The organism is Streptomyces sp. NPDC050263 (assembly GCF_040655955.1).
Classification (GTDB): domain Bacteria; phylum Actinomycetota; class Actinomycetes; order Streptomycetales; family Streptomycetaceae; genus Streptomyces.
In genome coordinates, this window is sequence record NZ_JBFAKW010000028.1 from 69,205 (window position 1) to 85,563 (window position 16,359).

14 protein-coding genes are annotated in these 16,359 nt (G+C 70.0%); 9 read left to right on the forward strand and 5 right to left on the reverse strand.

Annotated elements, in window-relative coordinates; genetic code table 11:
* Nucleotides 1–20: 20 nt before the first annotated feature.
* The 8 genes from gap to AB0J04_RS15775 all read left to right on the forward strand — a co-directional run bounded on the left by gap (nucleotide 21) and on the right by AB0J04_RS15775 (nucleotide 8,211).
* The gene (gap, locus tag AB0J04_RS15740; protein ID WP_363168974.1) at nucleotides 21–1,031 is read left to right on the forward strand and encodes a type I glyceraldehyde-3-phosphate dehydrogenase; all 1,011 of its coding nucleotides are present in this window, start codon (nucleotides 21–23) and stop codon (nucleotides 1,029–1,031) included.
* Nucleotides 1,032–1,165: 134 nt separating this feature from the next.
* Nucleotides 1,166–2,377, forward strand: a complete 1,212-nt coding sequence (locus tag AB0J04_RS15745; RefSeq protein WP_363168975.1) for a phosphoglycerate kinase — start codon at nucleotides 1,166–1,168, stop codon at nucleotides 2,375–2,377.
* Nucleotides 2,378–2,383: 6 nt separating this feature from the next.
* Nucleotides 2,384–3,160 carry a triose-phosphate isomerase gene (tpiA, locus tag AB0J04_RS15750; RefSeq protein ID WP_363168976.1) on the forward strand — a complete coding sequence of 259 codons (777 nt, stop codon included), beginning with the start codon at nucleotides 2,384–2,386 and terminating at the stop codon, nucleotides 3,158–3,160.
* 95 nt (nucleotides 3,161–3,255) lie between these two features.
* Complete coding sequence (gene secG, locus AB0J04_RS15755; protein WP_363168977.1) at nucleotides 3,256–3,492, forward strand: preprotein translocase subunit SecG; 237 nt, start codon at nucleotides 3,256–3,258, stop codon at nucleotides 3,490–3,492.
* A gap of 211 nt (nucleotides 3,493–3,703) precedes the next feature.
* On the forward strand, nucleotides 3,704–4,039 hold the full coding sequence (locus AB0J04_RS15760; protein ID WP_003957010.1) for an RNA polymerase-binding protein RbpA: 336 nt from the start codon (nucleotides 3,704–3,706) through the stop codon (nucleotides 4,037–4,039).
* Between the two features lie 244 nt (nucleotides 4,040–4,283).
* Nucleotides 4,284–5,477: an MFS transporter gene (locus AB0J04_RS15765; protein WP_363168990.1), complete on the forward strand. Its 1,194-nt coding sequence runs from the start codon at nucleotides 4,284–4,286 to the stop codon at nucleotides 5,475–5,477.
* Nucleotides 5,478–5,550: 73 nt separating this feature from the next.
* Nucleotides 5,551–7,200, forward strand: coding sequence for a glucose-6-phosphate isomerase (gene pgi / locus AB0J04_RS15770; RefSeq protein ID WP_363168978.1), 1,650 nt, complete (start codon nucleotides 5,551–5,553; stop codon nucleotides 7,198–7,200).
* A gap of 120 nt (nucleotides 7,201–7,320) precedes the next feature.
* Nucleotides 7,321–8,211, forward strand: coding sequence for a hypothetical protein (locus tag AB0J04_RS15775; RefSeq protein WP_363168979.1), 891 nt, complete (start codon nucleotides 7,321–7,323; stop codon nucleotides 8,209–8,211).
* A 31-nt stretch (nucleotides 8,212–8,242) separates the two neighbouring features.
* On the opposite strand, the gene pgl is transcribed toward AB0J04_RS15775, so the two are convergent.
* The 5 genes from pgl to tkt are packed head-to-tail and all read right to left on the reverse strand — an operon-like array spanning nucleotide 8,243 to nucleotide 14,962.
* Nucleotides 8,243–9,025, reverse strand: coding sequence for a 6-phosphogluconolactonase (gene pgl, locus AB0J04_RS15780; protein ID WP_363168980.1), 783 nt, complete (start codon nucleotides 9,023–9,025; stop codon nucleotides 8,243–8,245).
* Complete coding sequence (gene opcA, locus AB0J04_RS15785) at nucleotides 9,022–10,164, reverse strand: glucose-6-phosphate dehydrogenase assembly protein OpcA (RefSeq protein WP_363168981.1); 1,143 nt, start codon at nucleotides 10,162–10,164, stop codon at nucleotides 9,022–9,024. Before opcA ends, pgl begins: the two co-directional genes overlap by 4 nt.
* The gene (gene zwf / locus AB0J04_RS15790) at nucleotides 10,161–11,699 is read right to left on the reverse strand and encodes a glucose-6-phosphate dehydrogenase (protein WP_363168982.1); all 1,539 of its coding nucleotides are present in this window, start codon (nucleotides 11,697–11,699) and stop codon (nucleotides 10,161–10,163) included. Before zwf ends, opcA begins: the two co-directional genes overlap by 4 nt.
* 4 nt (nucleotides 11,700–11,703) lie before the next feature.
* The gene (gene tal / locus AB0J04_RS15795; protein WP_363168983.1) at nucleotides 11,704–12,822 is read right to left on the reverse strand and encodes a transaldolase; all 1,119 of its coding nucleotides are present in this window, start codon (nucleotides 12,820–12,822) and stop codon (nucleotides 11,704–11,706) included.
* Between the two features lie 34 nt (nucleotides 12,823–12,856).
* Nucleotides 12,857–14,962, reverse strand: coding sequence for a transketolase (gene tkt, locus AB0J04_RS15800; protein ID WP_363168984.1), 2,106 nt, complete (start codon nucleotides 14,960–14,962; stop codon nucleotides 12,857–12,859).
* 355 nt (nucleotides 14,963–15,317) lie between these two features.
* Between tkt and AB0J04_RS15805 the strand changes: the two genes are divergently transcribed.
* Nucleotides 15,318–16,271, forward strand: a complete 954-nt coding sequence (locus AB0J04_RS15805; protein ID WP_363168985.1) for a heme o synthase — start codon at nucleotides 15,318–15,320, stop codon at nucleotides 16,269–16,271.
* The last annotated feature ends 88 nt before the right edge of the window (nucleotides 16,272–16,359 follow it).

Genomic DNA, 16,359 nt, shown 5'->3' on the forward strand with positions numbered 1-16,359 from the left:
ACCAACGAGGAGATCGGTTCGTGACGATCCGCGTAGGCATCAACGGCTTTGGCCGCATCGGTCGTAACTACTTCCGCGCGCTGCTGGAGCAGGGTGCTGACATCGAGATCGTGGCTGTCAACGACCTGGGTGACACCGCGACCACCGCACACCTCCTGAAGTACGACACCATCCTGGGCCGCCTCAAGGCCGAGGTGTCGCACACCGCCGACACGATCACCGTCGACGGGCACACCATCAAGGTGCTCTCCGAGCGCAACCCCGCCGACATCCCGTGGGGCGAGCTCGGCGTCGACATCGTCATCGAGTCGACCGGCATCTTCACGAAGAAGGCCGACGCCGAGAAGCACATCGCCGGCGGTGCCAAGAAGGTCCTCATCTCGGCTCCGGCCAAGGACGAGGACATCACCATCGTGATGGGTGTCAACCAGGACAAGTACGACCCGGCGCACCACCACGTCATCTCCAACGCCTCCTGCACCACCAACTGTGTGGCGCCGATGGCCAAGGTCCTCGACGAGAACTTCGGCATCGTCAAGGGTCTGATGACGACGGTCCACGCGTACACCAACGACCAGCGCATCCTGGACTTCCCGCACTCGGACCTGCGCCGCGCCCGCGCCGCCGCCGAGAACATCATCCCGACCACGACGGGCGCCGCGAAGGCCACCGCCCTGGTCCTCCCGCAGCTCAAGGGCAAGCTCGACGGCATCGCGATGCGCGTCCCGGTCCCCACCGGCTCGGCCACCGACCTGGTCGTGACGCTCCAGCGCGAGGTCACCAAGGACGAGGTCAACGCCGCGTTCAAGAAGGCCTCCGAGGACGGCGACCTCAAGGGCTACCTGGCCTACACCGAGGACCCGATCGTCTCCTCGGACATCGTCAGCGACCCGGCCTCCTGCACCTTCGACTCCTCCCTGACCATGGTCCAGGAGGGCAACTCGGTGAAGATCCTCGGCTGGTACGACAACGAGTGGGGTTACTCCAACCGCCTCGTCGACCTCACGGTCTTCGTCGGCGGCCAGCTCTGATCGTCGGATCAGGCACTTCGATGTGAGCACAGGGCTCGGGCGGCGCAGGGACGCGCCGTCCGGGCCCTGACTCACGTACAGATCAGCCCTCTTACGATCACGAGCACGACAAGTCCTCCTCGGGAGCCCTCTCTATGAAGACGATCGACGAACTTCTCGCCGAAGGCGTCGCAGGCAAGCGGGTTTTCGTCCGCGCCGACCTCAACGTGCCACTGGCCGACGGCCTCATCGCCGACGACGGCCGTATCCGCGCCGTGCTGCCCACCGTCAAGGCCCTCGCGGACGCGGGCGCCAAGGTGGTCGTCGCCTCGCACCTGGGCCGTCCCAAGGGCGCGCCGGACCCGGCCTTCTCCCTGCTGCCCGCCGCCGAGCGCCTCGCGGAAATCCTCGGCGCCCCGGTCGCCTTCGCCCAGGACACCGTGGGCCCCGCCGCGCACGACGCGGTGAACGGCCTCCAGCCCGGCCAGGTCGCGGTCATCGAGAACCTGCGCTTCAACGCGGGCGAGACCTCCAAGGACGACACCGAGCGCGGTGAGTTCGCGGACCGCCTAGCCGCCCTCGCCGACGCCTACGTCGGCGACGGCTTCGGCGCGGTGCACCGGAGGCACGCCTCGGTCTACGACCTCCCGGCCCGGCTGCCGCACGCGGCCGGCTTCCTCATCGCCACCGAGGTCGGTGTCCTGAAGAAGCTCACCGCGGACGTCGAGCGGCCCTACGTCGTCGCCCTCGGCGGCGCCAAGGTCTCCGACAAGCTCGCCGTCATCGACGAGCTCCTCGGCAAGGCCGACCGCATCCTCATCGGCGGCGGCATGGCCTACACCTTCCTCAAGGCGCAGGGCCACGAGGTCGGCGTCTCCCTCCTCCAGGAGGACCAGATCCCGGCCGTGCGGGAGTACATCGAGCGCGCCGAGAAGACCGGCGTCGAGCTGGTCCTGCCCGTCGACCTCCTCGTCTCTGCCGAGTTCCCGGACCTGAAGGCCAAGGCCCCGACGAACCCCGCCACCGTGACCGCGGACGCCATGCCCGCCGACCAGATGGGCCTGGACATCGGTCCGGAGTCCCGCAAGCTGTACGCCTCTAAGCTCGCCGACGCCGCCACCGTCTTCTGGAACGGCCCCATGGGCGTCTTCGAGCACCCCGATTTCGCCGAGGGCACCAAGGCGGTCGCCCAGGCCCTCCTCGACTCCCCGGCCTTCACGGTCGTCGGCGGCGGCGACTCCGCCGCGGCCGTCCGCCTCCTGGGCTTCGACGAGAGCGCATTCGGCCACATCTCGACCGGCGGCGGCGCCTCCCTCGAATACCTCGAGGGCAAGACGCTCCCCGGCCTCGCCGCACTGGAGGACTGACCCCGTATGACCACTCGCACGCCGCTGATGGCGGGCAACTGGAAGATGAACCTCAACCACCTCGAGGCCATCGCCCACGTCCAGAAGCTCGCCTTCGCCCTGTCCGACAAGGACCACGAGGCCGTCGAGGTCGCCGTCCTGCCGCCCTTCACCGACCTGCGCTCCGTGCAGACGCTGGTCGACGGCGACAAGCTCAAGATCAAGTACGGCGCCCAGGACATCTCGGCGCAGGACTCCGGCGCCTACACCGGCGAGATCTCCGGCCCGATGCTCGCTAAGCTCAAGTGCACCTTCGTGGCCGTCGGCCACTCCGAGCGCCGGCAGTACCACAACGAGACCGACGACGTCGTGAACGCCAAGGTCAAGGCCGCCTACAAGCACGGCCTGACCCCGATCCTGTGCGTGGGCGAGGAACTGGACGTCCGCGAGGCGGGCAACCACGTCTCCCACACCCTCGCCCAGGTCGAGGGCGGTCTGAAGGACATCCCGGCCGAGCAGGCCGAGTCCGTCGTGATCGCCTACGAGCCGGTGTGGGCCATCGGCACCGGCAAGGTCTGCGGCGCCGCGGACGCGCAGGAGGTCTGCGCCGCCGTCCGCGCCAAGCTCGCCGAGCTCTACAGCCAGGAGCTGGCCGACGCGGTCCGCATCCAGTACGGCGGCTCCGTCAAGTCCGGCAACGTCGCCGAGATCATGGCGCAGGCCGACATCGACGGCGCGCTGGTCGGCGGCGCCTCGCTGGACGCCGACGAGTTCGTCAAGATCGTGCGCTTCCGCGACCAGTGAGTATGCGCTAGCGGCGATCCGTCGTACCCTTGCGGGGGCATGGCCGTCGTGCCGTGCCCCCGTCGTTATCCGATTCCGAGGAAGTTGGTCCAGCCGTGGTTTTGGGGTTCTCGATCGCCCTGATCGTCTTCAGCCTGCTGCTGATGCTGCTGGTGCTGATGCACAAGGGGAAGGGCGGCGGCCTCTCCGACATGTTCGGCGGCGGCATGCAGTCCTCCGTCGGCGGCTCCTCGGTCGCCGAGCGCAACCTCGACCGCATCACCGTCGTGGTCGGCACCCTGTGGTTCGCCACCATCATCGTCCTCGGCCTCCTCATGAAGACGAACAGCTGATCAGCGTCGCACAGGCACACACATTCCGGTACGTAAGGCCCCATGTTCGGTACGCGCAGCTGAGCGCGGCCTATCATGGGGCTTGCGTCTAGGTGTGGGAGCTGTAACTCCAATCACTGGACGCGCGTTGGGCCTTACGTAGACTGAGGCGCTCGCAGCGAAGCGAAACGCCGACTCGCTTTGCGGCACCATCACGCAGGGAGTTACGACCGTGGCAAGTGGCAACGCGATCCGAGGAAGCCGGGTCGGGGCGGGGCCGATGGGCGAGGCCGAGCGGGGCGAGTCCGCGCCCCGTCTGCGCATCTCCTTCTGGTGCTCCAACGGACACGAGACGCAGCCCAGCTTCGCCAGCGACGCGCAGGTCCCCGACACCTGGGACTGCCCCCGCTGCGGATTCCCGGCCGGCCAGGACCGGGACAACCCCCCGGACCCGCCGCGCACCGAGCCCTACAAGACGCACCTCGCCTACGTGCGCGAGCGGCGCAGTGACGCGGACGGCGAGGCGATCCTCGCCGAAGCGCTCGCCAAACTGCGGGGCGAGATCTAGGAACTGTCGAGGCCGGCCGGGCTGCCCGAGGGCGCCTGGCCGGACCTGTTCTCGCGCCGTCCCGGACCGGCGGACGCCTGCCCCCGGGCCGATTGTCAGTGGCTCCCTCTACGGTTTTCGTAGCGGTTCCCGTGTCTCACGGTGAACCCGCGAGCCGGGAGGGGGAGCTGCGGTGGCGGTCGGAACGGCGGGGGTGCGCGCGCCCGCGTGGCGCGGGGGGTTCGGGCGGCTGTGGAGCGCCGCCGTGATCTCCCGCTTCGGGGACGCGCTGCGGACCACCGCGCTGCCCCTGCTCGCCGTCCAGCTCACTGACGATCCCCTGGTCATCGCCTCCGTGACCGCCTGCACCTACCTCCCGTGGCTGCTGTTCGGCCTGCTCGGCGGGGCCGTCGCCGATCGGGTGGACCAGCGGCGCGCGATGTGGGCCGTGGACACCGTGCGTGGTCTGCTGGTCGCCGCCTTCGCACTCGCCGTGGCCCTCGGCCACGCCTCCATCCCCCTGCTGCTCGCCCTCGCCTTCCTGCTGACGACCCTTCAGACGCTCTTCGACAACGCCGCCACGGCCCTGCTGCCCTCTCTGGTGGACGCCGAGACCCTTGGTGGGGCCAACGCCCGCCTGATGACCGGCCAACAGCTCGCGGGAGGTCTGCTGGCCGGCCCGGTCGTGCCGCTGCTGCTCGGCGTCGGCGCCTTCCTGCCGTTCGCGGCCGACGCGGGCACCTATCTGCTGGCCGCCGCCCTGGTGGCATCCCTGCGGATACGGCCGCCCGAGCGGGAGCCGCGTCCGGCCGGCAGCACCCTGCGCGCGGAGATCGGCGAAGGCCTGCGTCACCTGTGGGGTGACGGCGTCCTGCGGTCGATCTGCCTGGCCACCCTGCTGTGCAACATCGGCATGGGCGCCCTGATCGCCACGCTGGTGCTGCACGTGACGCGCTGGCTGCACGCGGGCGACACCGGGTTCGCCGCGGCGATGACCGGGTACGCGCTCGGCAGCCTCGTCGGCGGGTTCGCCGCCCAGCGGATCGCGGGCCGCGTCGGGCGGGCCCGGGCCCTGCTGCTCGGCGGCAGCGTCCAGACGGCGTCGTTGCTGCTCATGGGCACCGTCCGGCACCTCGGTGCCCTGCTGGTGGGCATGCTCCTGCTCGGCATCATGAACATGGTGTGGAACGTCAACCAGGTCACGCTGATGCAGCAGCGCAGCCCCGCGTCCATGGTGGGCCGCATCGCCGCCGCCTTCCGGACGGCCTCCACCTCCGGCGCGCCGCTGGGCGCGCTGCTCGGCGGAGCGGCCGCCCGGGCCTTCGGCCTCAACACGCCCGCACTGCTGGCGGCGCTGCTCTTCGCACTCGCCGTCGCCGCGTTGATACCCGCGGGCAAGGCGGACGTACCTGTTGTTGCCCCGCACGACGGTGCCGCGACGGCTCACGTCCCCTCCTGATCAACTAGGTTGAGAGGCGCGGGGCAAGGCGTGCGCAGCACGGACAGATGAGGAAAGAGAGCTGAAGTCCGACATGAACGCAGACGGCCGTACGAGGCTCAACCAGACGCCCGAGTGGACCGCTCTGGCCAAACACCGCGAGGAACTCGGCGAGGTGCGGCTGCGGGAGCTGTTCGCCGCCGACCCCGAGCGCGGCGCCGGATACACGGTGCAGGTCGGTGACCTGCACATCGACTACTCCAAGCACCTCGTCACCGACGAGACGTTGCGGCACCTGCGCGAGCTGGCCGCAGCCACCGATGTCTTCGGCCTCCGGGACGCCATGTTCCGGGGCGAGAAGATCAACACCACCGAGGACCGCGCGGTCCTGCACACCGCGCTGCGCGCCCCTCGCGACGCGGTGATCGAGGTCGACGGGGAGAACGTCGTCCCGGCGGTGCACGCGGTCCTCGACAAGATGGCCGACTTCGCCGGCCGCGTCCGCTCCGGCGCCTGGACCGGCCACACCGGCCGGCGCATCCGGAACGTGGTGAACATCGGCATCGGCGGCTCCGACCTGGGCCCCGCGATGGCCTACGAGGTGCTCCGCGGCTACACCGACCGCGACCTCACGGTCCGCTTCGTGTCGAACGTGGACGGCGCCGACCTGCACGAGGCCACCCGTGACCTGGACCCGGCCGAGACGCTGTTCATCATCGCGTCCAAGACGTTCACCACCATCGAGACGATCACCAACGCGACCTCGGCCCGCACCTGGCTGCTGGCCGCGCTCGACGACCAGGCGGCCGTCGCCAAGCACTTCGTCGCCCTGTCGACGAACGCCGAGAAGGTCGCCGACTTCGGCATCGACACCGCCAACATGTTCGAGTTCTGGGACTGGGTCGGCGGCCGCTACTCCTACGACTCGGCGATCGGCCTGTCGCTGATGATCGCCATCGGCCCGGACCGCTTCCGCGAGATGCTCGACGGCTTCCACCTCGTCGACGAGCACTTCCGCACCGCGCCCGCCGAGTCCAACGTGCCTTTGCTGCTCGGCCTGTTGGGCGTCTGGTACGGCAACTTCCACGACGCCCAGTCGCACGCCGTACTGCCCTACAGCCACTACCTGTCCAAGTTCGCCGCCTACCTCCAGCAGCTGGACATGGAGTCCAACGGCAAGTACGTCGGGCGGGACGGCGTCGAGGTCGACTGGCAGACCGGACCCGTCGTCTGGGGCACCCCGGGCACCAACGGGCAGCACGCCTACTACCAGTTGATCCACCAGGGCACGAAGCTCATCCCGGCCGACTTCATCGGCTTCGCCGAGCCGTCCGCCGAACTCAGCGACGAACTGGGGGCCCAGCACGACCTGTTGATGGCGAACTTCTTCGCGCAGACCCAGGCGCTGGCCTTCGGCAAGACACCGGAGGAGGTGCGCGCGGAGGGCGTGCCCGAGGAGCTGGTGGCCCACAAGACGTTCAAGGGCGACCACCCCACGACCACGATCCTGGCCCGTGAGCTGACCCCCTCGGTCCTCGGCCAGCTCGTCGCCCTCTACGAGCACAAGGTGTTCGTGCAGGGCGCGATCTGGAACATCGACTCCTTCGACCAGTGGGGCGTGGAGCTCGGCAAGGTCCTCGCCAAGCGTGTCGAACCGGCGCTGACGGAAGGCGCGGACGTTCCGGGACTCGACGGGTCGACGAAGGCACTCGTCGCCAAGTACCGGGAACTGCGCGGCCGATAGGGGATGCGGTGAAGGAGGGGAAGCGGGCGGCGGGAGCCCGTCCGCTTCCCGTAAAATCCGCGAGGATCACGCGGCGACGACTCGGGGGAGTAGAAGTTGGCAGGCACGCGCGGTAACTGGATGAGCGACAGGCTGTCGATGCGGTCGATCCTTCAGCCGAAACAGGTGGCGCAGGCGTTGTACCACCCGGCGTGGATCCCGCCGTCGGTCGATCCGTCCGTGGATCGGCTCAAGAAGGCACGCATCATCGCCGGAGCCGTCGCGGCCTTCGGCGTGTACACCTTCGTACAGCGCAAGTTCGCCTTCGAAGAGGTGCTGGAGAACATGCTGACGGCGTCCGTCGTCGTGCTCTTCATCACGCCGCTGACGGTCGGCGTGATGCTCTTCGTGTGGCGGCGCACCGGGACCGTCCGCCAGATGCGGGTGCCGCTCGTCAACTCGCTCAAGCTGCTGCTGTTCTTCATCGGCTCGGTCGTCGGGCTGGTGTTCCTGTGGCGGGGGACCATGGCGCTCGGCGGCTTCTGGCTGGTGCCGCTCGGCTTCGCGGCGCTCTGGCTGACCGGCATGGTGATCTACGGAGCGGTCCAGGTCTCCGGCAACTTCTTCGGCACGGCCGCCGTCCACCGCTCCCTGCCTCCGCTGCTCGCCACGGTGACGACCTGGCTGATGGCTGTCCCCGACCTCGTCACGGGCGACCTGCACGGGCTAAGCCTCACCATGGGCATCGTCTTCATCCTGGGCGCGCCGCTGACCGTGACGAGCATCTCGCTGCTGGAGACGCGCCGGCTCAAGCGGCGCTACGGCATCCGCCTCGCGGCCCACCCGGCCACCCTGCCCCGGGCGCAGGCGGCACCCCCGCCCCCGGTCCCCCCGCAAGGCGCCCCGTACAGCCCGCCCTACGGCACCGCGTACGGCCACCCGCACGGGGCGCCGTACGCCCCGCCGCCGCAGAACCCGTACGGCGGCGGCCCCTACCAGCCCTACAACGGAGGGAACCCGTACGGCGGTTGACCGTACGGGTTCCGGGGGTGGAGCAGGCGCGTCAGGGAGACGCGGGAGGGTACAGCGACCGCGGCAGCCGGGAGGCCGCCGCGGTGTCCAGCAGCCACAGGGTGCGCGCCCGGCCCTGCGCGCCCGCCGCGGGGGCCTGGATCTCGCCCGCGCCGGACAGGGCGATCGCCGCGGCCTGTGCCTTGTCCTCGCCGGCCGCGAGCAGCCACACCTCACGGGCCGCCCGGATCGCCGGGAGGGTCAGGGTGACCCGGTTCGGCGGGGGCTTGGGCGCGCCGCGGACGCCGACCACCGTGCGCTCGGTCTCCCGTACGGCCGGCAGCTCCGGGAAGAGCGAGGCCACATGGGTGTCCGGGCCGACGCCCAGCATCAGGACGTCGAAGGTGGGCACCGCGCCGTGGTTCTCGGGGCCGGCCGCGCGGGCCAGCTCCTCGGCGTAGGCGGCCGCGGCCGCTTCCACGTCGGTGCCGCAGGGACCGTCGGACGCGGGCATGGCGTGCACGCGCTTGGGGTCCACGGGGACGGAGTCCAGCAGGGCCTCGCGGGCTTGGGTGACGTTGCGCTCCGGGTCGCCCTCGGGCAGGAAGCGCTCGTCGCCCCACCACAGGTCGAGACGGCCCCAGTCGATGGCGTCGCGGGCCGGCGCCGCGGCCAGCGCGGCCAGCAGGCCGTTGCCGTTGCGGCCGCCCGTGAGGACCACGGACGCCTGGCCCCGGGAGGCCTGGGCGTCCACGATCTTCGTGATCAGGCGGGCCGCGGCGGCCTGCGCCATCAGCTCCTTGTCGCGGTGCACGACCAGCTGGGGAGTGCTCACGGCGAATCCGCTTTCCTGACCGGGGGCATCTGCGCCGGAGAGGGCCGGTCCGCGTCGTCGGCGCCCGACGGCGCGGCGGGCGACTCGGCCGGCTTGGCCGGTGCGGGCCTGCGGTCGGCGGCCGCCGGTTCCGGCACCCCGCGGACCGGGAGGGCCGGCGTGGGCTGAGTACCCGCCTCGGCCCGCTCCCCGGCGCGCTCCTCCGCCGACTGGATCCCGCCGAGCCGGTCCACCCCGAAGCGCAGGGCGGACGCGTAGGTGTCGTCGGGGTCGAGCCTGCGCAGCTCCTCCGCGAGCAGCTCGGCCGTGTTGCGGCGCTTGAGTGCCACCGCGCGGTCGGGCTGGCCCGGCAGGGCCAGGGTGGCCATCGCACCGTCCGACCGGTGCAGCGTGATGGGGCCGGCGGTGGTCTCCATCCGGACCTGGGTCAGGCCGGGACCTGCGGAGACCGCGCGCCGCACGTGCACATGGAGCCGGTCGGCGAGCCACATGGCGAGCAGCTCGACGCTCGGGTTGGACTCCTCGCCCGCCACCTCGGCGGAGACGATCTCGCAGGAGATCTGGTCGAGGGCCGCGGCCAGCATCGAGCGCCACGGGGTGATCCGGGCCCAGGCCAGGTCGGTGTCGCCCGGTTCGTAGCTCTCGGCGCGGGCCCGCAGCTCGCCCACGGGCTTCTCCGCCGCGTAGCTGTCGGTGACCCGGCGCTGGCCCAGGGCGCCCAGCGGGTCGCCCGCCGGGTCGCGCGGGGCGTCCACCGACCACCAGACCACCACCGGCGCGTCCGGCAGCAGCAGCGGCAGGACGACCGACTGGGCGTGGTCGGCGACCTCGCCGTACAGCCGCAGGACGACCGTCTCACCGGTGCCCGCGTCCGCGCCCACGCGTACCTCGGCGTCGAGGCGGGACGCGGTGCGGCCCCGGGCCGAGCGCGAGACGCGCTTGATGACCACGAGCGTGCGCGAGGGGTGTTCGTGCGACGCGTCGCCCGCGGCCTTGAGGGCGTCGTAGGCGTTCTCCTCGTCCGTCACGACGACGAGGGTGAGCACCATGCCGACGGCGGGGGTGCCGATGGCCCGGCGGGCCTTCACCAACGCCTTGTTGATCTTGCTGGCAGTGGTGTCCGTGAGGTCTATCTTCATGGCCGGCGCCAGCTCCGTCCGTCTCGCTCGAGCATCTCGTCGGCCTCGACAGGACCCCAGGTGCCCGACTGGTACTGCGCGGGCTTGCCGTGCTTGTCCCAGTACTGCTCGATCGGGTCGAGGATCTTCCAGGACAGCTCCACCTCTTCCGTGCGGGGGAAGAGGTTCGAGTCGCCCAGCAGCACGTCGAGGATGAGGCGCTCGTACGCCTCGGGGCTGGACTCGGTGAAGGACTCGCCGTAGGCGAAGTCCATCGACACGTCCCGGATCTCCATCGAGGTGCCGGGCACCTTCGAGCCGAAGCGGACCGTGATGCCCTCGTCGGGCTGGACGCGGATGACGATCGCGTTCGCCCCGAGCTCCTCGGTGGCCGTGGAGTCGAAGGGGGAGTGCGGGGCCCGCTGGAAGACCACCGCGATCTCGGTGACCCGGCGGCCCAGCCGCTTGCCGGTGCGCAGGTAGAAGGGGACGCCCGCCCAGCGGCGGTTGTCGACCTCCACCTTGATGGCCGCGTAGGTGTCGGTCTTCGACTTGGGGTCGATGCCGTCTTCCTGGAGATAGCCGACGGCCTTCTCGCCGCCCTGCCAGCCGGGCGCGTACTGACCGCGCACGGTGGCCAGACCCAGGTCCTTCGGCAGCCGGACGGCGCCGAGCACCTTGGTCTTCTCGGCGGCCAGCGCGTCCGCGTCGAAGGAGGCCGGCTCCTCCATGGCCGTGAGGGCCATCAGCTGGAGCAGGTGGTTCTGGATGACGTCACGGGCGGCGCCGATGCCGTCGTAGTAGCCGGCCCGGCCGCCGATGCCGATGTCCTCGGCCATGGTGATCTGCACATGGTCCACGAAGGACCGGTTCCAGATCGGCTCGAACATGGTGTTGGCGAAGCGCAGCGCCAGGATGTTCTGGACGGTCTCCTTGCCCAGGTAGTGGTCGATGCGGAAGACCTGGTCCGGGGCGAAGACCTCGTGGACGACCTTGTTGAGATCCTCGGCCGAGGCGAGGTCGTGGCCGAAGGGCTTCTCGATGACCGCGCGGCGCCAGGAGCCGCTCTCCTGGTCGGCCAGCCCGTGCTTCTTCAGCTGCTGGATGACCACCGGGAAGGAGCTCGGCGGCACGGACAGGTAGAAGGCGAAGTTGCCGCCCGTGCCCTGTGCCTTGTCGAGCTCCTCGATCGTCGAGCGCAGCCGCTCGAACGCGTCGTCGTCGTCGAAGACGCCCTGGACGAAGCGCATGCCCTGGACCAGCTGCTGCCAGACCTCCTCGCGGAAGGGCGTGCGGGCGTGCTCCTTGACCGCGTCGTGGACCTCCTGAGCGAAGTCCTCGTGCTTCCACTCGCGGCGGGCGAACCCGACCAGCGAGAAGCCCGGCGGCAGCAGACCTCGGTTGGCGAGGTCGTACACGGCGGGCATGAGCTTCTTCCGGGACAAATCGCCCGTGACGCCGAAGATGACCAGGCCCGACGGCCCCGCGATACGCGGGAGCCGTCGGTCTGCGGGGTCACGGAGCGGGTTGGCTCCGGATCCGGCAAGAGATGCCAAGGTGTCAGCCCTCCGAGGGGGCGAGGCGCTCCAGCTCCGCCTCGGTCGACTTGAGCAGGTCGTTCCAGGAGGCCTCGAACTTCTCGACGCCCTCGTCCTCGAGCAGCTGGACCACGTCGTCGTAACCGATCCCGAGCTTCTCGACGGCGTCGAGCTCGGCGCGGGCCTGCTCGTAGGTGCCGGCGATCGTGTCGCCCGTGATCTGCCCGTGGTCCTCGGTGGCGAACAGGGTCGCCTCCGGCATGGTGTTCACCGTGTTGGGCGCGACCAGGTCGTCCACGTACAGGGTGTCCTTGTAGGCGGGGTCCTTCACACCGGTGGAGGCCCACAGCGCACGCTGCTTGTTGGCGCCCGCCTTCTCCAGCGCGGCCCAGCGGCCGTTCGAGAAGACCTCTTCGTACGCCTGGTAGGCGAGGCGTGCGTTGGCGACGCCGGCCTTGCCGCGGGCGGCCTTGGCCTCGTCGGTGCCGAGCGCGTCGAGCCGCTTGTCGATCTCGGTGTCCACGCGGGACACGAAGAAGGACGCCACCGAGTGGATCAGAGACAGGTCCAGGCCCTTGGCCTGCGCCTTCTCCAGGCCCGCCAGGTAGGCGTCCATGACCTCGCGGTAGCGCTCCAGCGAGAAGATGAGCGTGACGTTGACGCTGATGCCGTTGCCGATGACCTCGGTGATGGCCGGCAGACCCGCCTTGGTGGCCGGGATCTTGATCAGCGTGTTGGGCCGGTCGACCAGCCAGGCGAGCTGCTTGGCCTCGGCGACCGTCGGCGCGGTGTGGTGCGCCAGGCGCGGGTCGACCTCGATCGACACCCGGCCGTCCTGGCCGCCGGTGGCGTCGAAGACCGGGCGCAGGATGTCGGCGGCGTCGCGGACGTCCGCCGTCGTGATCATGCGGATGGCCTCTTCGACGGTGACCTTGCGGGCGGCGAGGTCGGCGAGCTGCTGCTCGTAGCCGTCGCCGCTGCTGATCGCCTTCTGGAAGATCGACGGGTTGGTGGTGACGCCCACGACGTGCTGCTGGTCGATCAGTTCGGCGAGGTTGCCGGACGTGATCCGCTTGCGCGACAGGTCGTCCAGCCAGATCGCGACGCCCTCCTCGGAGAGGCGCTTGAGTGCGTCTGTCATGGAAATTACATCTCCTACGTGTCGTGTGTGAGCGTCAGCGCTGGGCGTCGGCGAGCCCGGAAACGAATGCAAGCGAGTCCCGCGCCTTCGCGGCCACGTTCTCGGCAGTGAAGCCGTACTCCTGGAAGAGGACCTTGCCGTCGGCGGAAGCACCGAAGTGCTCCAGGGAAACGATGCGACCGGCGTCCCCGACGTACTTGTGCCAGGTCAGTCCGATGCCCGCCTCGACCGAGACGCGGGCCTTGACGGACGGGGGCAGCACGCTGTCCCGGTACGCCGGGTCCTGCTCCTCGAACCACTCCACGGACGGCATCGACACGACTCGCGTCGGCACCCCGTCGGCCTCGAGCCGCTCGCGCGCCTCGACGGCGACGTGCACCTCGGAACCGGTCGCGATGAGGATGACCTCGGGCGTCCCCGTGGAGGCCTCGAACAGGACGTATCCGCCCTTGGCCGTGTCCTCGTTGGACTCGTACGTCGGCACGCCCTGGCGGGTGAGGGCCAGGCCGTGCGGGGCGCCCTTGCCGAAGACCTTCGTGTGGCGCTTGAGGATCTCGCGCCAGGCGATCGCGGTCTCGTTGGCGTCGGCCGGGCGGACGACGTTCAGGCCCGGGATGGCGCGCAGCGCGGCGATGTGCTCGACGGGCTGGTGGGTGGGGCCGTCCTCGCCGAGACCGATGGAGTCGTGGGTCCACACGTACGTCACCGGCAGGTGCATCAGCGCGGACAGCCGGACGGCGTTGCGCATGTAGTCGGAGAACACCAGGAAGGTGCCGCCGTAGACACGGGTGTTGCCGTGCAGCGCGATGCCGTTCATCTCCGCGGCCATAGAGTGCTCGCGGATGCCGAAGTGGATCGTGCGGCCGTACGGGTCCGCCTCCGGCAGCGGGTTGTCCGCGGGGAGGAAGGACGACGTCTTGTCGATCGTGGTGTTGTTCGAGCCCGCGAGGTCGGCGGAGCCGCCCCACAGCTCGGGGATGATCGCGCCGAGCGCCTGGAGCACCTTGCCGGACGCGGCGCGGGTCGCGACGCCCTTGCCGGGCTCGAAGACCGGGAGCTTCTCCTCCCAGCCGGCCGGCAGCTCGCCCGCGGCGATGCGGTCGAACTCGGCGGCCCGCTCGGCGTTGTCGTCGCGCCACAGCTGGAAGGACTTCTCCCAGTCCGCCTTCGCCTGGGCTCCGCGGTCGAGCGCCCCGCGGGTGTGGGCGATGACCTCGTCGGCGACCTCGAAGGACTGCTCGGGGTCGAAGCCGAGGACGCGCTTGGTGGCCGCGACCTCGTCGTCGCCGAGCGCCGAGCCGTGCGCGGCCTCGGTGTTCTGCGCGTTCGGGGCGGGCCAGGCGATGATCGAGCGCATCGCGATGAAGGACGGCTTGTCCGTCACCTGCTTCGCGGCCTCGATCGCGTTGTAGAGAGCGTGCGGGTCCAGGTCGCCGTCCGGCTTCGGGGCGACGCGCTGCACATGCCAGCCGTACGCCTCGTACCGCTTCACGGTGTCCTCGGAGACGGCCGTCTCCGTGTCGCCCTCGATCGAGATGTGGTTGTCGTCCCACAGCAGGACCAGGTTGCCGAGCTTCTGGTGGCCGGCCATCGAGGACGCCTCCGCGGAGATGCCCTCCTGGAGGCAGCCGTCACCCGCGATCACGTACACGAAGTGATCGAAGGGCGACTCGCCCTGCGGGGCCTCCGGGTCGAAGAGACCGCGCTCGTAGCGGGCGGCCATCGCCATGCCGACGGCGTTGGCGACACCCTGGCCCAGCGGGCCGGTCGTCGTCTCGACGCCCGTGGTGTGGCCGTACTCCGGGTGACCCGGGGTCTTCGAACCCCACGTACGGAACGACTTCAGGTCGTCCAGCTCCAGGCCGAAGCCGGCCAGGTACAGCTGGGTGTAGAGGGTCAGGGACGAGTGGCCCGCGGACAGCACGAAGCGGTCGCGGCCGACCCAGTCGGCGTCCGCCGGGTCGTGCCGCATCACCTTCTGGAAGAGGGTGTACGCGGCAGGAGCCAGGCTCATCGCCGTACCGGGATGGCCGTTGCCGACCTTCTGTACGGCATCGGCGGCCAGGACGCGGGCGGTGTCCACGGCCCGCTGGTCCAACTCGGTCCACTCGAGGTCTGTGGTGGTCGGCTTGGTGCTCACCCTGGGTCAGGGCTCCTCTCCACATGTCACGCATGTCGAATGCCGGTGCACGCGGCGCCCACCGGCCGTTGTCGAGCCTACCCCCGACAGAACGCGCATTTTTTCGAGTCATTCCAGACTGCCGGGACTCTTCGGGATCCGCCTCCCGACCGGTGTGTTTCCTGTTCGGCATGTGAATACGGAGGCGCTCGTACGAGTGCTCAACGGAGTGCCGATCAGCTCTTCCGGGGCCCCCTCCCAACACGACCCCACCCCCGCGAATGTCGGGGTATGGGCAACGTCTACAGTGGCGTGGTACGCGCGAGCCTTTACGGGGAGTTCACACCCGCGGGCTTGCTGGGAGTCTCTGTCAGGGGTGTGCGTGACGGCCGTTGAATCCCGTCCAGTGGGGATTGTCGGGGCGAGTCAGAGCCCGAGCCGGCGGCCGTTCGGGGCCCGGGCCAAGGCATTCGTGGCGCTGACCAAGCCACGGATCATCGAGCTGCTGCTGATCACCACCGTCCCGGTGATGTTCCTGGCGCAGCAGGGCGTCCCGGACCTCGGCCTGGTGGTGCTGACCTGCCTCGGCGGCTATCTGTCCGCGGGCGGCGCCAACGCGCTGAACATGTACATCGACCGCGACATCGACGCGCTGATGGACCGCACCTCGCAGCGTCCGCTGGTCACCGGGATGGTCAGCCCGCGTGAATGTCTCGCCTTCGGCATCACCCTCGCGGTGGTCTCGACACTGTTGTTCGGTCTGACCGTCAACTGGCTGTCGGCGTGGCTCGCCCTGGGCGCGCTCCTCTTCTACGTCGTCGTCTACACGATGATCCTCAAGCGGCGTACCTCGCAGAACATCGTGTGGGGCGGCATCGCCGGCTGCATGCCGGTGCTGATCGGCTGGTCGGCCGTGACCGACTCGGTGTCCTGGGCGCCGGTCGTCCTCTTCCTCGTCATGTTCTTCTGGACGCCGCCGCACTACTGGCCGCTCTCCATGAAGGTCCGGGACGACTACGCGCGCGTGGGCGTGCCGATGCTGCCGGTCGTCGCCTCCAACAAGGTCGTCGCCAAGCAGATCGTCCTCTACAGCTGGGTGATGGTCGTCGTCTCGCTGCTGCTGACCCCGCTGGGCTACACCGGCTGGTTCTACACCTCGGTCGCGCTGGTGGCCGGCGGCTGGTGGCTGTGGGAGGCGCACGCGCTGCAGAGCCGCGCGAAGTCCGAGGCCACGGGTGGGAAGCTGAAGGAGATGCGGCTGTTCCACTGGTCCATCACCTATGTGTCGCTGCTCTTCGTGGCGGTGGCCGTGGACCCGTTCCTGCGCTAGTGCCGCGGCAGGCAACGTTCGCCCCGTCGCGACGCCCGGCACGCACTCTCGCCGCACCGGCCGAAAGCCCAAGTACGTCCAGTACGAG

Excerpts from the sequence above, each read along its gene's own strand:
- AB0J04_RS15745 (WP_363168975.1), top strand. The coding sequence starts at position 1,166 with ATGAAGACGATCGACGAACTTCTCGCCGAAGGCGTCGCAGGCAAGCGG.
- tpiA (WP_363168976.1), top strand. The coding sequence starts at position 2,384 with ATGACCACTCGCACGCCGCTGATGGCGGGCAACTGGAAGATGAACCTC.
- pgi (WP_363168978.1), top strand. The coding sequence starts at position 5,551 with ATGAACGCAGACGGCCGTACGAGGCTCAACCAGACGCCCGAGTGGACC.
- AB0J04_RS15775 (WP_363168979.1), top strand. The coding sequence starts at position 7,321 with ATGAGCGACAGGCTGTCGATGCGGTCGATCCTTCAGCCGAAACAGGTG.
- opcA (WP_363168981.1), bottom strand. The coding sequence starts at position 10,164 with ATGAAGATAGACCTCACGGACACCACTGCCAGCAAGATCAACAAGGCG.
- tal (WP_363168983.1), bottom strand. The coding sequence starts at position 12,822 with ATGACAGACGCACTCAAGCGCCTCTCCGAGGAGGGCGTCGCGATCTGG.